The 16,269-nt window shown below is 67.9% G+C and carries 16 protein-coding genes; 7 read left to right on the top strand and 9 right to left on the bottom strand.

Going from position 1 to position 16,269, the window contains the following annotated elements:
* The first annotated feature begins 17 nt into the window (after nucleotides 1-17).
* Both ACQP1O_RS25235 and ACQP1O_RS25230 read left to right on the top strand, forming a co-directional pair.
* Nucleotides 18-1,193: a cytochrome P450 gene (locus ACQP1O_RS25235; protein WP_433560945.1), complete on the top strand. Its 1,176-nt coding sequence runs from the start codon at nucleotides 18-20 to the stop codon at nucleotides 1,191-1,193.
* A 10-nt stretch (nucleotides 1,194-1,203) separates the two neighbouring features.
* Nucleotides 1,204-2,433, top strand: a complete 1,230-nt coding sequence (locus tag ACQP1O_RS25230) for a cytochrome P450 family protein (RefSeq protein WP_433560944.1) — start codon at nucleotides 1,204-1,206, stop codon at nucleotides 2,431-2,433.
* A gap of 120 nt (nucleotides 2,434-2,553) precedes the next feature.
* On the opposite strand, the gene ACQP1O_RS25225 is transcribed toward ACQP1O_RS25230, so the two are convergent.
* Complete coding sequence (locus ACQP1O_RS25225; protein ID WP_433560943.1) at nucleotides 2,554-3,972, bottom strand: amidase; 1,419 nt, start codon at nucleotides 3,970-3,972, stop codon at nucleotides 2,554-2,556.
* Between the two features lie 265 nt (nucleotides 3,973-4,237).
* Between ACQP1O_RS25225 and ACQP1O_RS25220 the strand changes: the two genes are divergently transcribed.
* Complete coding sequence (locus ACQP1O_RS25220) at nucleotides 4,238-4,645, top strand: hypothetical protein (RefSeq protein WP_433560942.1); 408 nt, start codon at nucleotides 4,238-4,240, stop codon at nucleotides 4,643-4,645.
* Nucleotides 4,646-4,696: 51 nt separating this feature from the next.
* Here the strand turns inward: ACQP1O_RS25220 and ACQP1O_RS25215 are convergent, their stop codons facing one another.
* Entirely contained in the window at nucleotides 4,697-4,885 is a 189-nt protein-coding gene (locus ACQP1O_RS25215) for a hypothetical protein (RefSeq protein ID WP_433560941.1), read from the bottom strand.
* Here ACQP1O_RS25215 and ACQP1O_RS25210 point away from each other — a divergent pair.
* Nucleotides 4,884-5,909: an alpha/beta hydrolase gene (locus ACQP1O_RS25210; protein ID WP_433560940.1), complete on the top strand. Its 1,026-nt coding sequence runs from the start codon at nucleotides 4,884-4,886 to the stop codon at nucleotides 5,907-5,909. The two genes, ACQP1O_RS25215 and ACQP1O_RS25210, sit on opposite strands and share 2 nt — an antisense overlap.
* Before the next feature lie 10 nt (nucleotides 5,910-5,919).
* On the opposite strand, the gene ACQP1O_RS25205 is transcribed toward ACQP1O_RS25210, so the two are convergent.
* Nucleotides 5,920-6,444, bottom strand: coding sequence for a PadR family transcriptional regulator (locus ACQP1O_RS25205; protein ID WP_433560939.1), 525 nt, complete (start codon nucleotides 6,442-6,444; stop codon nucleotides 5,920-5,922).
* A 118-nt stretch (nucleotides 6,445-6,562) separates the two neighbouring features.
* Here ACQP1O_RS25205 and ACQP1O_RS25200 point away from each other — a divergent pair, with 118 nt between their 5' ends.
* A complete protein-coding gene (locus ACQP1O_RS25200; RefSeq protein WP_433560938.1) occupies nucleotides 6,563-7,867 on the top strand; it encodes a carotenoid oxygenase family protein in 1,305 nt (434 codons plus the stop codon).
* A gap of 214 nt (nucleotides 7,868-8,081) precedes the next feature.
* On the opposite strand, the gene ACQP1O_RS25195 is transcribed toward ACQP1O_RS25200, so the two are convergent.
* Both ACQP1O_RS25195 and ACQP1O_RS25190 read right to left on the bottom strand, forming a co-directional pair.
* The gene (locus ACQP1O_RS25195) at nucleotides 8,082-9,416 is read right to left on the bottom strand and encodes a hypothetical protein (protein WP_433560937.1); all 1,335 of its coding nucleotides are present in this window, start codon (nucleotides 9,414-9,416) and stop codon (nucleotides 8,082-8,084) included.
* Between the two features lie 204 nt (nucleotides 9,417-9,620).
* Nucleotides 9,621-10,247: a hypothetical protein gene (locus tag ACQP1O_RS25190; RefSeq protein WP_433560936.1), complete on the bottom strand. Its 627-nt coding sequence runs from the start codon at nucleotides 10,245-10,247 to the stop codon at nucleotides 9,621-9,623.
* A 942-nt stretch (nucleotides 10,248-11,189) separates the two neighbouring features.
* On the opposite strand from ACQP1O_RS25190, the gene ACQP1O_RS25185 reads away from it, so the two are divergent.
* Both ACQP1O_RS25185 and ACQP1O_RS25180 read left to right on the top strand, forming a co-directional pair.
* Entirely contained in the window at nucleotides 11,190-12,821 is a 1,632-nt protein-coding gene (locus tag ACQP1O_RS25185) for an ABC-F family ATP-binding cassette domain-containing protein (protein ID WP_379388325.1), read from the top strand.
* A gap of 130 nt (nucleotides 12,822-12,951) precedes the next feature.
* Entirely contained in the window at nucleotides 12,952-13,197 is a 246-nt protein-coding gene (locus tag ACQP1O_RS25180; protein ID WP_033087059.1) for a helix-turn-helix domain-containing protein, read from the top strand.
* Between the two features lie 134 nt (nucleotides 13,198-13,331).
* Here ACQP1O_RS25180 and ACQP1O_RS25175 read toward each other — a convergent pair whose 3' ends face one another.
* From ACQP1O_RS25175 to ACQP1O_RS25160, 4 genes are all read right to left on the bottom strand, one after another.
* Nucleotides 13,332-14,291: a hypothetical protein gene (locus tag ACQP1O_RS25175; protein WP_433560935.1), complete on the bottom strand. Its 960-nt coding sequence runs from the start codon at nucleotides 14,289-14,291 to the stop codon at nucleotides 13,332-13,334.
* Nucleotides 14,292-14,302: 11 nt separating this feature from the next.
* Complete coding sequence (locus tag ACQP1O_RS25170; RefSeq protein ID WP_433560934.1) at nucleotides 14,303-14,767, bottom strand: hypothetical protein; 465 nt, start codon at nucleotides 14,765-14,767, stop codon at nucleotides 14,303-14,305.
* Nucleotides 14,768-14,959: 192 nt separating this feature from the next.
* The gene (locus ACQP1O_RS25165; RefSeq protein ID WP_379439237.1) at nucleotides 14,960-15,376 is read right to left on the bottom strand and encodes an acyl-CoA thioesterase; all 417 of its coding nucleotides are present in this window, start codon (nucleotides 15,374-15,376) and stop codon (nucleotides 14,960-14,962) included.
* 341 nt (nucleotides 15,377-15,717) lie between these two features.
* A complete protein-coding gene (locus ACQP1O_RS25160; RefSeq protein WP_433560933.1) occupies nucleotides 15,718-16,215 on the bottom strand; it encodes a cupin domain-containing protein in 498 nt (165 codons plus the stop codon).
* Between the last annotated feature and the right edge of the window lie 54 nt (nucleotides 16,216-16,269).

Raw genomic sequence — 16,269 nt, 5'->3', positions numbered from 1 at the left:
GAGTGGCAGAGCCCCGGATGCTGTTGGGAACACCGGAATTCGCGGCCGATCCGCATCGTGCCTATCGCGAGATGCGCCGGCAGCACGGCTCCATGGTGCCCATCGAGCTGGCGCCGGGGGTGCCCGCGACGCTGGTGGTGAGCTACCGGACAGCGCTGCGAATCCTCAATGATCCCGAGCACTTTCCGGCCGATCCCCGGGTCTGGCAGGAGGGCATCCCCGAGGATTCGCCCATCCGGCCGATGATGCAGTGGTACCCCAACGCGCTGCGCAACGCGGGCGCCGAGCACACCCGCTACCGGCAGGCCTACACCGCCGGTATCGACGGGATCGACCTGCACGCCGTGCATTCCACGGTCGAGGAGATCGCGGGCCGGCTCATCGCGGGCCTGGCCGCCGAGGGTGGCGCGGACCTGGTGTCGCAGTATGCGCTGCCGCTGGTGTTCGAGGTGCTCAACCAATTGGTCGGCTGCTCAGCGGATATCGGCCAGCGGGTGGCCACCGGCATGGCCGCGCTGTTCGACACCGTCAATGCCGCGTGGGGCATGCAGACCCTGGCCGAGGCGCTCATGGAGCTCATCGCCATGCGCCGCGCCGAGCCCGGCGACGACGTCACCTCGCGCATGGCCCACCACTCGTCCGCGCTGAACGACGAGGAGATGCTGTACCAGCTGGTCAGCTTCTACGGCGCGGGCCTCGAACCCATGCAGAACCTGATCAGCAACACCCTGCTGCTCATGCTCACCGACGACCGTTTCGGCGGAGACATGCTGGGCGGCAGCCTCTCCACCCGCGACGCGCTCGACGAGGTGCTCTTCAACGACCCGCCGATGGCCAACTTCTCCATCAGCTACCCGCGGCAGCCCATCCTCATCGACACCACCTGGCTGCCCGCGCACCAGCCGGTCCTGATCAGCCTCGCCGCCTGCAACAACGATCCCGAGATCGCGGGCGGCGACCGTACCGGCAACCGGTCGCACCTGGCCTGGAGCGCGGGCCCGCATGCCTGCCCCGCCCGATCGGTGGCCTACCTGGTCGCGCAGACCGCCATCGACCAGTTGCTGGACGCGGTGCCGGACCTGACGCTGGCCGTCCCCAAACACGACATCTCCTGGCGACCCGGCCCGTTCCACCGCGCCATGGTGGCACTGCCGGTCGAATTTCCGATCAGTCCCGCGCTGCGCGCGGTGTAAGGAGCGCCCCATGTCCCAGAGCCCGATCGTGCTGGATGTCACCGGCACCGACATCCAGGGCGAATCCGCCCGGATCCGCGAGCAGGGCCCCATCACGCTGGTGGAGCTGCCCGGCGGCGTGACGGCGTGGTCGGTCACCGACCAGTCCGTGCTCAAGACCCTGCTCGCCGATGCCCGCGTCTCCAAGGATCCGCGCCAGCACTGGTCCGCGTTCATCAACGGCGAGATCACCGAGGCATGGCCGCTGCTGCCCTGGGTGGCCGTGGAGAACATGTTCACCGCCTACGGCGCCGACCACCGCCGGCTGCGAAAGCTGGTGTCCCCGGCCTTCACCCACCGCCGCACCACCGCCATGCGCGAACGCATCGAGGCCATCGTCACCGAGCTGCTCGACGAGCTGGCCGCGCTCCCGGCGGGCTCGGTCGCCGACCTGCGCTCGCTCTACGCCTACCCGGTGCCGATCCGCGTGATCAGCGGCCTGATGGGGGTGCCCGAGCACCTCGACGCCGCCATCCACAAGTGCGTCGACGGCTTCTTCGACGGGTCCCTGTCCGCCGAGGAGTCCATGGCCAACTTCCTCGAAATGTACGAGCGGGTGGGCGAACTCGTCGCCTACCGCCGCGACAACCCGGGCGACGACATCACCAGCGCCATGATCGCCGCCCGCGACGACGAGGACGGCTCGCAGCTGGCCGACAAGGAACTCGTCGAAACCCTCATGCTCGTCATCAATGCCGGGCACGAGACCACCGTGAACCTGCTCGACCAGGCCATCGTCGCCCTGCTCAGCCACCCGGAGCAGCTGGCCGCGGTCGTCGCCGAGCAGGCGTCGTGGAACGACGTCATCGAGGAGACCCTGCGCTACCAGTCGCCGGTCGCGCACCTGCCGCTGCGATACGCGGTGGAGGACATCGAGATCGACGGCTTCACCATCCCCAAGGGCGAGGCCATCCTGGCCTCCTACGCCGGCGCCAGCCGCGACCCGCGGATCCACGGTGCGACCGCCGACAGCTTCGACATCCACCGCGACACCAAGGATCAGCACGTCGCCTTCGGCCACGGCGCCCACCACTGCCTGGGCGCCCCGCTGGCCCGGCTGGAGGCCGCCATCGCGCTGCCTGCCCTGTTCGAGCGCTTCCCGAACCTCCGGCTCGCCACGGACGCAACGGAATTGACCCCGCTGGGCAGCTTCATCTCCAACGGGCACACCAGTCTGCCGGTGCGGTTGGGCGGCGAGTAGTCACCACTGTCGCGGGCCGGGTTCGTGCCCGGCCCGCGAGCGCGGCTCCGCGGCGGGGCTCGACAGTGGCTCCGCCTCGGGCTTCGAGAGTGAATCGGCCTGCGGCGCTGCGAGAGTGAATCAGCCTGCGGCGATGGGCGGCCGCACGGTGCCGAATCCGGTGGCCTGCTCGAAGGCATGCCCGACCTCCAGAACCAGACGATCGGCACGATGCGGTCCGACGATCTGCAAGCCCACCGGCAGCCACGCGGTGGTGAATCCGGCGGGCACCGACAGGGCCGGACACCCGGTGGCACTGATGAAATACGCCGACCGCATCCAATCCAGATAGGTGTACATCGGCTCGCCGTCCACCGTGTCCGGATATTCGAGCTCCACCTCGAACGGCGGTACCTGGCTCACCGGCAGCAGCAGCACGTCATAGCGTTCGAAGAACTCCCGCATCCGATGGAACAGCATCGTGTGCAGCACTTCGGCTTCGGCGATGTCGCGCCCGCTCAACGTCAGCCCCTGCTCGATGTTCCACACCAGCGAGGGCTTGACCCGATCCCGGTGCGCCAGTAGCGGTTCCAGCGCCAACGCGAACAGCCACGCGCGCAGCGTCCGGAAAACCTGTTCTGCCCCCGACAGATCCGGGCAGTCCTCGGTCACGACCGCACCGAGTTCGGAGAACACCCGGACCGCCGGTTGGAGCACCTCCCGCACCGCCCGATCGACCGGCACCGCGCCGCCCAGGTCCGGCGACCACGCCACCCGCAGCCCGCGTAGATCCCGGTCCAGGGATCCGGTGAAGATCGAGCCGGGTTCGGCGATCGCGATGGGACTGCGCGGATCCGGGCCCGCCAGCACCGACAGCAGCAACGCCGCATCGGCCACCGTGCGTGCCATCGGCCCCTGCACCGTCAGCGTTCCCCACGCGTACGGATCCGGCCAGGTCGGCACCCGGCCCGGCGACGGGCGGAAGCCCACCACATTGCAGAACGATGCCGGATTGCGCAGCGACCCGCCCATATCGCTGCCGTCGGCCAGCGGCTGCAGACCGCACGCCAGCGCGGCCGCGGCGCCGCCGCTGCTGCCGCCCGCCGACTTGCCGAGATCGTAGGGATTGCGGGTGGCGCCGAAGATCGGATTCACCGTGTGCGAGCCGGCACCGAACTCCGGCACATTGGTCTTGCCCACGGTGATGACCCCGGCCGCGTGCAACCGCTCGATCAGCAGCTCGTCGCGCTCGGGGAGCTGCTGTGCCAGCAGCGGGCTGCCGTAGGTGGTGCGGATGCCCGCGGTGTCGTGGGTATCCTTGTGCGCCATCGGAATTCCGTGCAGGGGACCCGGTTCGGCCCCGGCGGCCACCCGTTGGTCGGCGGCGCGGGCGGCGTCGAGCGCCTGCTCGCCGACCAGGGTGATGATGGCATTGACCTTGGGATTGATCCGCTCGATCCGATCCAGGTGGGCGCGCACCACCTCCACGGCCGAGATCTGGCGGGCGCGCAGCCAGCCGGCCAGCTCCCGCGCGGACGCGTAACAGATGTCGGAATCCACCGGCGCTCCTCATGATCCGGATGCGATTGCCTCGGCTCCCATAGTGACGCCCGCAGCCCGAATCCTCGACCCCTGTCGCGCACCGGCGCACTCCGCTCGGTGGCTGCCGCGCGATTGCGGGTGGATACGAGACTCACCGCGCGGTGCGGTTCACCCGCCTCCCGGGGGCCCCGGGTTGGACCATGTTGGTTCTACGCGATACTGGCCGTGCGTCTTTCCACGTGTGTTCAGCGATCCAGATCCGTCACACAGGAGGAACGAAAACATGGTCATCATTCGCAATCATCACCGCTCGACCGTCACCGCCGCTGTCGTCGCGGCCCTGGGCGCGGGGGTGCTGCTCGCCGCAGCGCCTGCGCTGGCCGCCAACTCCATCACGGTCGACTCGGCGGGAGCCTCGTCGGTCGGCATCGACTACACGTGCGAGGCATCCGCGGGCGTCGCCGGCATCCTGGCCATGGTCGGTGATCCGAACGCGGACCGGCCGGCCGCCACCGGCACCCAGAACTCGTTCACCTGCGACGGCGTCCAGCACGCCGCGACCATCGCGCTCACCCCGGTGGAGGGGGAGACGCCGCTGGTACCGGGCGCCCCCGTGCAGGTCCGGGTCGCGCTGGTCGATCAGAGCCAGACCGTCGTCTCCGGGACTGCGAGGTTGCTCACTCTCGGCTGAGCCTTCGGTGCGCAAGCTGTTTTCTGCCCGACAACATTCGGAAACCTGCCGTTAGAAAGCGGCTGCCAGACTCGCCGCCGCGCGCCCGATGAGCATTCCGTCGGGCCGCGGACGGCGGTCGCCGTCGGAGCAGAACAGACGGTCGTCGCCGTCGGAGCAGAACAGTCGCCAGGTATGCGCGCCGGCGGCACGCGAGAACCAGGACCCGGACGTGCGATACCGCTCGATGATTTGCAGCATGGCAGTAATGGCTGCGGCGGGGCTCGTCTCGCTGTCCTCGACGCCCTTCGATCCGGTGGCGCGCGCCCAACCGGATGTGATGACGCCCGCCGGTCCGGGGACCGGGCCGGTGGCGCCCGACGGTTCGGCTATTGCCGGCACCCGGCGCGTCGACGAGCGGCACCTCGAACTCACCGTGCACTCCGCCGCCATGAACCTCGACTTTCCGGTGGATGTGCAGCTGCCCGCCGACCGGTCCGCGCCCCGCCCGGTGCTCTATATGCTCAGCGGCGGCAGCGGCGGCAAGGGCGCGGCCTCCTGGGATCGCCGCACCAATGCCTTCGACTTCCTCTCCGACAAGGACGTCAATGTCGTGCAGCCCATCGGCGGCGCGGCGTCCTACTACGCCGATTGGCGGCAGCCCGACCCCCGGCTGGGCATCATGAAGTGGTCGACCTACCTCACCGAGGAACTGCCCCCGCTCATCGATGCCGCGCTGGGCACGAATGGTGTGAACGGCCTTGTCGGAGTATCGATGTCGGGGACGTCGGTCCTGCAGCTGCCGATCACCAAACCCGGCCTGTACCGTTCGGTGGCGGCGTTCAGCGGCTGTGCGCGGATCGCCGATCCGGTGGGCGAGATGTATGTCCGGATCACGGTCGGGTTCGGCGGCGGCGACGCCGGCAATATGTACGGCCCGTCCGGTGACCCGATGTGGGCGGCCAACGACCCCTACCTGCACGCCGAGGCACTGCGCGGGCTCGACCTGTATCTGTCCAGCGGCAATGGCATGCCCGGGCCGCATGACAAGGCGGGGGACCGCCACTTCGCCGGTGCCGGAGACAGTCTCGCGAACCAGATCCTGGTGGGCGGCATTCTCGAGGCCGCCGTCGACCAGTGCACACACGCGATGGCCGACCGGCTCGCGGACCTGGGCATCCCGGCGACCGTGGAACTGCACCCCTACGGCACCCACTCCTGGGGTTACTGGGACGACGAGCTGCCCGCCTCCTGGCCGGTGCTGGCGCACGGGCTCGGGCTGTAGCGCGAGCCGGTCAATCCTGTTCCGGCGGTAGCTGTTCGAGCGCCCATCGGGCCCAGTCCCGGTTCATGGCGGTGGCCCGGGCGCCGTATTCCAGCGCGAGGTGGCCGTAATGCGACAGGTTGCTGTCGGTCCAGTCGATGTTCTGCTCGAGTTCGCCCAGTTCGGCGTGGGCGCTTTCGGCGCGTTCGGCGATGCCGGTCAGGTAGGCGCGGGCCTGCTCGGGCGGCAGGATGCCGAGGAAGAACACCCGCAATAGCGAGTCGTTGCGCGTCGCCTGTTTCGGCTGGGTGGTGGTGAGCCAGGTGCGCAGGTCGTCGAGCCCGGCGTCGGTGATGGTGTATTCCTTGCGGCCGCGCGGGCCCTCGTCGCTGACGGCGATGAATCCGGTATCGGCGAGTTTGGTGAGCTCGGTATAGATCTGGCTCTGCGTCGCGGGCCAGACATTGGCCAGCGAGTGCTTGAAGGTCCGCAGCAGGTCGTAGCCGCTGGCGGGACCGTCGGACAGCAGCCCGAGCAGGGCGTACCGGAGACTCATGCACTCACCTTACATTCCAGTATTGACATGTCGAACATGAAGGCTCAATCTTGGACATGTCAGAAATGGAATGTCGCGACGCCGAGGAGCCCGCTCCTCCGGCAGGCAGGTATCGACCATGACCACACCTCCCCATCTCACCGGCAACTACGCGCCCGTCGCGGACGAGCTCACCACCCACGACCTACCCTGCACCGGAACGATTCCCGAGGAACTCACCGGCTGGTACCTGCGCAACGGGCCCAACCCGCACGCGGCGGCCTCCAAACACTGGTTCCTCGGCGACGGCATGGTGCACGGCGTGCGGATCGAAGGCGGGCGCGCGGTGTCCTATCGCAATCGGTGGGTGCGCACCAGCACCTTCACCGACGGCGCCCGGGGCATCGATGAGCAGGGCCGGCGCGATTTCACCGCGGGCGTGGCGAACACGCACGTCATCCGGCACGCCGGACGCACGTTCGCACTCGTCGAATCCTCGTTTCCCTGCGAATTGACCTGCGATCTGGACACTCTGGGTCCGCACGATTTCGACGGCAAGCTCACCACCGCCATGACCGCGCACCCGAAGACCTGCCCCGTCACCGGGGAACTGCATTTCTTCGGCTACGACTTCTTCGAGCCCTACCTGACCTATCACCGCGCCGACGCGGCCGGCACGCTCGAGCTCAGCCGCCAGATCGACGTCCCGGCCGCGACCATGCACCACGACTTCGCGCTCACCGCGAACCACGTCGTATTCATGGATCTGCCGGTGGTTTTCGACCTGCCGACCGCCATGGCCGGTACCGGCATGCCGTTCCGGTGGAACGACGACTACCAGGCCCGCCTCGGCGTACTGCGCCGCGACGACCCGCACGGCGACGTGCGCTGGTTCGCCATCGAACCCTGCTACGTCTTCCACACCCTCAACGCGCACGAGGAAGACGGCCGGATCGTGCTGCACGCCATGCGCTATCGGAGCATGTGGCGCACCGACTCGAGCGACTTCGACGAGGGCGCGACACTGTGGCGCTGGACCATCGATCTCGCCACCGGGGCGGTCCGCGAGGACCAACTCGACGACCGCATCGCCGAATTCCCGCGCATCGACGACCGCCTCGCGGGCCTGAACGCTCGCCACGGCCACGTGTCGGTCTCCGACGGCGGCGCCGGCGCGCTGCTGCGCTACGACCTCCACACCGGCTCGAGCACCGCCCACACCTTCGGCCCCGGCCGCCTCCCCGCCGAGGCATCCTTCGCTCCCGCCGACGAAACCCCGGGCGGCGCAGGCTATCTCATGTCCTACGTCTACGACTCCGCCGAGGACCGCAGCGACCTCGTCATCCTCGACGCCACCGACCTGGCGGCCACACCGGTGGCCACCATCCACCTGCCCCGCCGCATCCCGTACGGCTTCCACGGCAACTGGCTGCCCGACCAGTGAGACGCGCGAGTAGTCGAGCCACCGAACCCCTCCCGGTTCCCGGCTCTGCCCGCTGGAGGACAACCGCGGGCGCTCACGTCGAACTCGATCCGGCCCACCCGGCCCGGCTGCACGAGGCGACCGCCATCGATCACGGCTTCCCGCATGCTTTTTCTGGATCCACCCATGACCCGAAGCGTCATCGCGGGCGAGCCGACCGTCACACCACGGTGATTCAGACGGTGTGCGACAGCGTCAGTCCGAGCCCTTCGATACTGAACTCGTTCGTAGTGACGCGGATCGGCGTATCGGTGAAACGGCGTCCCGCGAGCGCGGTCTGGAGGAACTCGCGGACCGGCGTCGGCTGATCCGCGAGCTCGGCGAGAATGTTCGCAGGAATCTCGACGGTGCCGTCGAAACTTCTGGGCTGATCGGTGATTCCGGACGGCTGGACCGTCTGGCGGAGTCCGTCCACGGTGTGCAGGGTCAGGTCGAGGTGGCTGCCGTCGGCGAAGTCCAGGCGCAGTGGGGTGGGGGAGACCGCGACATCGAAGGACTCGATCCGCACGGTCACGCCCGACGCGGTCCGGCCCGCGTAGGTGTACGGCGATGCCGCCACGGTGTCATCGGCCGAGTGGTCGGTGCCGGTGTTGTCCAGCAGACGGCCTGCCAGCGGAAGATCGGTGGGCGCGAAATCCCAATGGTCGGCGGTGAGTTCCTTCACCCAAAAGCCGGTGCGCCCGCCGTCGACGCCCTCGACACGCAATTCGCGTGCGTCGGAACCGATTCCGGTCTTGTGGACGGAAACCCGATCGGTGATCCGGCCGGGAATCCTGGGCTGCCGCAGCCAGTCCGGCGCGGGCAGCTGGATCGCCGCGTAGTGATCGTCGATCCGCTCACCGAGCATGTCGGGCGCCGCGGGCCGTCCCCGCTGATCCTGGTAGGAGTAGCGGAAGAACACCTTGTCCGCGCCGGAGATGTCGAAATCGTAGAGCCGCGTGTAGAGGTCGCCGAACCGATCCACGACCAGCGTGGTCGATCCGCTGGTGGACAGCGCGACCGCCCGGAAGCGGCCCCGGTCGGGCGTGGACATCTCGTAGCTGTGGTCCAGGGGTAGCCACGGGTCCACGTAGTGGATGCGGTGACCGTCGTCGGTGAGCGCGAAGACGTGCGACACCTTCGCGCCGCCGACATTGTGGTCATTGCCGGCGGTATCGCGCCAGAGGTGATCCTCGTTGGGCGACAGCACCGACCAGGTCCAGGCGATCGTGCCCGGCGGCAGGGTGTTGCCGGGGCCGGTCCACAGCGGTGTGCCGTAGCGGCTGCTCCAGTTCCAGTCCGCGGGTGCGCTCAGGATGTGGTCCATGGTGAAGAACCGGCCGTCGACATCGATGGCCATGAGTTCGTCGTCGTCGGCCGAGACTCCGGCGATCCGGCCCGCCATGCACCCGGGCAGCGGCAGCGTGCGCCAACCGCCCTGCGCGGCCGCCTGTTTCACGTAGACGGACCCGTCGCGTACGGCGAAGGACCAGCGGCGGTTGAACGTTTCCGCGGTGGTCCTCAGGAACACCTGATCCGGTAGCGGGACGGCGGCCGCCGGGAAGGCGTCGAGTCCGGCCGTGGTCTCGTCCGCGGCCGGCTCGGGCGTGCCGACGGTGCCGAGCAGCGTGCACGCCGGCGGTTCGGTGGACGCGATCTGCGGGGGGAGCTGCCACCGCGAGCGCGAGTCCGGCGGCTGCGGCGAGCACGCCGCGCCGCACTGCGGGTTCGAGCATCACAACCACCCGAGGGAGCCGAAGACGATCAGGGCGAGGGCGTCGATCCCCAGAATCGCGCCCACGGCAATGGCTTTCGCCCGCACCGTCTTCAGGTCGTGGACGTAGAAGCAGGCGACGAAGAACGGCACGTATCCGAACAGCCAGATGAGGTACGGGAAGCCCGCGTGCCACCAGGACCAATCCCAGGTCAGCACACCCGCCTTGTTCAGCAGCACCTCCACGCCGACCGCGGCCGCGGAGTTCGCCGCGATGAGGACCGGCCGGTTGGGCAGGCCCAGGATACGAACCTCCTTGGGCGGCAGCATCTTCGCCGCGGCCACACCCATGATGGCGAACATGAAGCAGATCTCGATATTGAGGCCGATGAGGATCTGATACGCCGTCGGCCCGCTCGCGCCCCACACCGGCGCGCGCCCGGTGGCGTGGAAGACCAGCGAGTTCCAGATCTCGTTGAACCAGTCCATGCCCCACAGGGCCAGCCCCGCGAACAGCACATTCCAGTTCCGTCGTTCGACCTCGGTCGCATAGACGTAGATGACGACCAGCAGCAGCGGAATCACGTACCACTTGAACTGGCTGCTGTCCCGCAACAGCTCGAGCGCGGCCCGCGCGTGATCGGTCATCGCCGAACCCCTCCTCGTCACCGTTGAGCCTGGCGAGTGTGTGACAAATCAACGTGGAATGTCAACATGTAAGCCAGAATTGCCGGTGCCGGGATCGGTCTGGATTCGTCGGGTGAACGCGCGGTGACACATCGCCGGACCGCGCCTACCTTCGCTCATGGTCCGGTACTGCGGTCCGCGTCGCCTGCGACGACTGCTCGCCTGGCCGAGCTGTGCAAGCGGTACGAGGAGGCGGTCGGCCGCTATTCCGTGTGCCCGATCTGCTTCGACGCCCAGCAGCTCGACGCCGACGCACTCGCCGGCGATGCCGAACTCCGGGGCACCATCCCGATGGGGCAGTGGAGCGGTGACGATCCGGGCGTGACCTTCAGCTATCGAGATCGCAGCATTCAAGAACCGGCCGGTGCGTCCGTATTTTTTCCTGCTTCCGGGCAGGCATCCTCTATTGCAAGACCGACCAATTTGGCCGCGTCATCGTGCGAGCGGTGCATTCTTTGCCGGTGGATTCGTCCAGCGCTTCCTGATAAAGATGATCGGCTTCGTCGGCGTTGTTCGTGTGATTGTTCGGGACGGTGCAGACGCCGGTCGCCAGCGAGTAATGGCGGCGGTCGATTCGGAACCTGCCCGGAGATCCACATCGCCTTCACATTCGGGCGGTTCGAAATGACGTTGCCGGCCGCAGCGTCGTGCGGGCGGCGCGCACTCCGCTGTCCCACCGGCATGCGGTTCGCGAGCGGCCCCCTGTGGGGGTTGCCCGCTGCGCGCCGACCGGCTCCCGGGAGTGTGACCGCCGTTACCCGGTCCCCCGGTCTGCGGTAGCGAGGGATGTGCTCGATTCGGTCCAGGGAGGCGGCCCCGGTAAAATCGGTGGTTCTTGTGTGCCGCGATGGCGCACACTCGTTCAGTTAACTACCGGCATTCGCTGTACCCGAGGAGACGCTTGTGATCACCGCGACCGACCTGGAGGTCCGGGCCGGAGTCCGCACCCTGCTGACAGCGCCGGGGTCGGCGCTGCGGGTGCAGGCCGGGGATCGGATCGGGCTGGTGGGGCGCAATGGTGCCGGGAAGACCACCACCCTGCGAATTCTCGCCGGTGAGGGTGAACCCTACGCGGGCAAGGTCATCCGTTCGGGCGAAATTGGCTATCTGCCCCAGGATCCGCGCGAGGGCAACCTCGATGTGCTCGCCAAGGACCGCGTGCTGTCGGCGCGCGGGCTCGACGCCCTGCTGCGCGATATGGAGAAGCAGCAGGCGCTCATGGCCGAGGTCGCCGACGACGCCGAACGCGAGAAGGCCATCCGCAAGTACGGCCGGCTCGAGGAGCGTTTCTCCGCCCTCGGCGGCTACGTGGCCGAGAGCGAGGCCGCCCGCATCTGCCACAGCCTGGGCCTGCCCGACCGGGTGCTGAACCAGCAGCTGCGCACCCTCTCCGGCGGTCAGCGCCGCCGAATCGAGTTGGCGCGCATCCTGTTCAGCGCCTCCGACGGCAGTGGCGGTAAGTCCGACACCACGCTGCTGCTGGACGAGCCCACCAACCACCTCGACGCCGACTCCATCACCTGGCTGCGCAGCTTCCTGCAGAACCACGACGGCGGCCTCATCGTCATCTCCCACGATGTCGAGCTGCTCGGCGACGTGGTCAACAAGGTGTGGTTCCTCGACGCCGTGCGCGGTGAGGCCGACATCTACAACATGGGCTGGAAGAAGTACCTCGACGCCCGCGCCACCGACGAGCAGCGCCGTGTCCGCGAGCGCGCGAATGCCGAGAAGAAGGCGTCCGCGCTCAAGCAGCAGGCCGCCAAGCTCGGCGCGAAGGCCACGAAAGCCGCTGCGGCACACCAGATGGTCAAGCGCGCCGAGCGCATGCTGGCCGAGGCCGACGAGATCCGGGTGGCCGACAAGGTGGCGCGCATCAAATTCCCCGAGCCGGCTCCCTGCGGCAAGACGCCGCTGATGGCCACCAACCTGACCAAGCTCTACGGGTCGCTGGAGATCTTCACCGGCGTGAACCTGGCCATCGACAAGGGCAGCCGGGTCGTGATCCTCGGCCTCAACGGTGCGGGCAAGACCACCATGCTGCGGCTGCTGGCCGGGGTGGAGACCCTGACCGCCGGGCAGATCGAGCCCGGTCGCGGCTTGAAGGTCGGATATTTCGCCCAGGAGCACGACACCCTGGACGATCAGGCCACGGTCTGGGAGAACATCCGCCACGCTGCACCCGATGCGGGCGAACAGGATCTGCGCGGCCTACTCGGCGCGTTCATGTTCTCCGGCCCGCAGCTGGAGCAGCCCGCCGGCACGCTGTCCGGCGGTGAGAAGACCCGTCTGGCACTGGCCGGTCTGGTCTCCTCCGCCGCGAATGTCCTTCTGCTGGACGAACCTACGAACAACCTGGACCCGGTCTCGCGTGAACAGGTGCTCGACGCGCTGCGCAGTTACGCGGGCGCGGTCGTGCTGGTTACCCACGACCCGGGTGCGGCCGAGGCGCTCAACCCCGAGCGGGTCATCATGCTCCCCGACGGCACCGAGGATCACTGGTCGCAGGACTACCTGGAACTGATCCAGCTGGCGTGAGAATGCGCCTCCCACACGGAAAAACGCGTGATTTCCGAAAGTCGGTGACTCATATCACAGCGTTTCGTTGATCACAGGCATCCGAGTCTCTAACCTGGAATGAGGCGCCCACGGCGACTCGGAGGAAGCCATGAGTGACAGGCCCGCACAGGGTAAAGCCGTATTGGGTAAAGGCACGCGCGTCACCGGGAAATCCCGCGATCGCCTGCAATCCCAGTTGAAGAAGCAGTACGAGGCCGGAGCCAGCATCCGGTCCCTGGCCCGGGAGACCGGGCGGTCGTACGGCTTCATCCACAACGTGCTCGTGGAGTCGCATGTGCAACTCCGCAGCCGGGGCGGTGCGAACCGCCGCAAGGCCGCCAAGGCCGGCAAGTAGCGTCTTTCCCTTCCGGGGTGGATTGCGGGTTCTCGACCGGCGAAAGCCGGTCGACGACTTGCGATTTCGGACGACCTGCCGCGAATTCGGGCGATACGGTGCGATGTTCGACGATTCGCGATGGCGTGCGGCCGCTAGGGGATCACGGTCCCGTCGCCGAGAACCAGTAGGTTTGCGAGGCTCTGGAAAATCGGCAGACCGGTCTTGATTTCGAGATAGGCGAACTGTCCCTGGGGGTTCACCTCGAGGAAGTAGAACTCGCCGTCGAGACCCACCCGCAGGTCGAGCACGCCGAAAGCCAGTCCCAGCGCGCCCATCAGCGTGGTGAGCGATTTGCTCACCGAGGCGGGCAGGCGATCGGCGGTGAAGGCCACCGACGTGTCGAGGCGCGAATCCACCCGTCCCACACCGGATTGCGAGTCGATGCGCACCACCCACTCCATGCCGTCCACCCAGACGATGCGCAGATCGCTCTCGGCCCGGATGTAGTCCTGAAAGATGGTGGGGGAGTTGCGAATCGTGGCCAGCCGGTCGAAATCCGGCGGGGTGAACAGCCGGGTCTCGGTGAACGCGCCGCGCCCGGTGCCGGTGCGCTTGTAAACCACTGACCCGGGCCGGGATTCGATGAAGGCGCGCGCCTCGTCGGGATCATTGGTGACGAGGGTCTCCGGGACCGCGAAGCCGGCGCGGTAGGCCGTCTCCAGCTGCACGACCTTGCGGCTCGCGGTGCGGTCGGCCCCGGGGTCGTTGACCCACAGGGCCGGGATCGACCACAGCAGTCCCTGGAGGAAACCGTCGCATTCGGCGCGGCGGTAGGTGTCGTCTTCCTCGGACAGACCGGCCGGTACAGCGCAGGGATGGGGCCGGCGCCACCACACCGAGGTGACATCGTCGAGCCCGAAGATGTGCGACAGGCTGCGGTAGGAGCCGTCCCCGCCGAGTCGGAAAGTGCCGTTCTCACGTGGGAAGTCGCGCATATCGAGGCGAATCGGGTTGTGCCCGTGGTGTTTGCGCAGGGTGGCGGCGAGGGCGTCGCCGTGGAGGTCCTCGGCCTCGGTGACGATGAGCACCGATCCCATGGTGCGGGCGGCCATGCGCGCTTCCGTCAGTCCAGGCTGTCGCAGGCGATGCCGTCGTCGCTGCCGAGGTGCGACCGGGTCTGGCAGCAGGTCATGGTGGCCCCGCCGGCACCGGGACGAGTGGTGAGATCCAGTCCGCGGGCCCAGATTTCGGTGAGCGCGCGCAGTTCGTCGTCGCCCCGCGCGGGACTGTGGTCCGGAGACAGAGTGAGGGGACGATCGGTGACCTCGACACGACGGCGCCGCGTGAAATCGGCAGTGGCGCCGGACCGTACGCGCACCAGCACCGGGCGGCCCTCACAGCTGCCCTGTGCTGTCGCAGCATCCCACCGGGCGATGTCGAGGACATCGGTCCGATGGAAGGTCCAGGTGGTGCCGTCGCCGACACGCACGCTGATACTTCGCTCGGTGGCTGCGACAAGGTAGCCGGGTAGCGGTGGCGAGGTGCTGGCGAGGATCGCCGATCCCGTTCGGTGCAGGGCGCCGGTCATGCTGAACTCCGATCTGCTCGGGATTTGCTGCGGGGCCGAGCGTGATCTGAATCATATCCCGCTGAGCACCGAATTCGGTCCGCAACGAAAGATTTCAGCTACTCCGGCAAACTCGGGCGGGTTTTCGGAAACCACTCCCGCCGAAAGATTTTCGCTGAAAAATTGGGACCGGCCGGTGTGTGCGACGTCCGATCAGAGACCGAGGATGTCCGGCGAGTCGGCCACCGCCCGCAGGGTCGCACCGGGATCCGCAACCAGTTTGCGGGCGGCGAGATCGAGAATGCCGGAGACGACATCGATCTCCGCCGACACCGTGCCGTCGAGTTTCACAATCTGCTGGCGCATCCGGAAGATCTTGCCGCCCGTCCATTCGAATTCGCAGCTCACCGCGACCTCGTCGCCCAGATGCAGTTCGCGCAGGTACTTGACCGTCTGTTCCAGCACCACCGGCCCGATTCCCGCGGCCACCATCTTCTCGCCCGGCAGCCCGCCCGCCCGCAGCAGCTCCCAGCGCGCATGCTCGGCGTACTGCAGATACACGGCCTGATTCAGGTGCCCATTGATATCGAGCTCGTACCCGCGGACGGTGATGGGGACAGAGAACGCCATGAACCTACCAACCCGGCCCGCGGCAATGATCATTCCGCGTTTCCAGTGGTCTGTGGCACACCCCGCCGGCGACCGCCGGGCTACTGGCGAGTCGGGACGGTGTTCTCGTGTATATCGGCAGGTTGCCGTGCGATCCTCGGTGCCGGTGGGTGACCGGCGGATCGAGCATCGTGTCCTGGATTGCGCGCTCGGGATCGGGGCGGCGCAACGGGAACCGGCCGGTGTGGCCGTTGTGCCGCACGCGCCGCGGGAATCACGCGATCACCGATTCGGTTCGGCGGATTCCTCAGCGGCAGTGCGGGATTCACGAATTCGCGGGTCTGTGAGGTTGATGCGCGGGTTCAGGCGCGGTTGGCGTTGCGCTCGGCCCACCACTGCGGTGCGTCGATGAAGTGGTTGTCGTACTCCTGCTGGGCGGCTTCGATATCGGCCGGGGTGGCCTCGCCGTGGGCGAGGCGCTCCAGGAAGCGGAAGTAGCCGTGGCGTTCGACGCCGGGCATGAGGGCGATGAGGATGCGGGCCGGACTCTCGGGGGCCGCGCCGAAGGCGTGCGGCATGAACTTGGGGACGACGATCGCGCCGCCCGCACCGACGGTGACGATCTTGTCCCCGGCCAGGACCTGGAGTTCGCCGTCGGCCACGTAGAACAGCTCGTCGGACAGGGTGTGGTAGTGCGGCATCGCCCCGTCCGCGCCGCGGGTCATGGTGACCTCGACCGTGCTCACCGACCCGCCCGCCTCATTGGAATCGATGAGCAGCCGCACCGAGACGGGCTGGTCACCGATGATCTCGGCGTCCTGGGGCCGGCGGATGGCGGCGGGGCGGGAAGCGGTGGTCATGTCGGCTCCAAGTGATTCGATGGGTGATAATTCGCTACCGAACTATATTGCATC

The organism is Nocardia sp. CA-151230 (genome assembly GCF_050942175.1).
Lineage (GTDB): Bacteria > Actinomycetota > Actinomycetes > Mycobacteriales > Mycobacteriaceae > Nocardia.
Note: the sequence above shows the minus strand (reverse complement) of the source record. Positions and strands in the feature narration are given on the sequence as shown.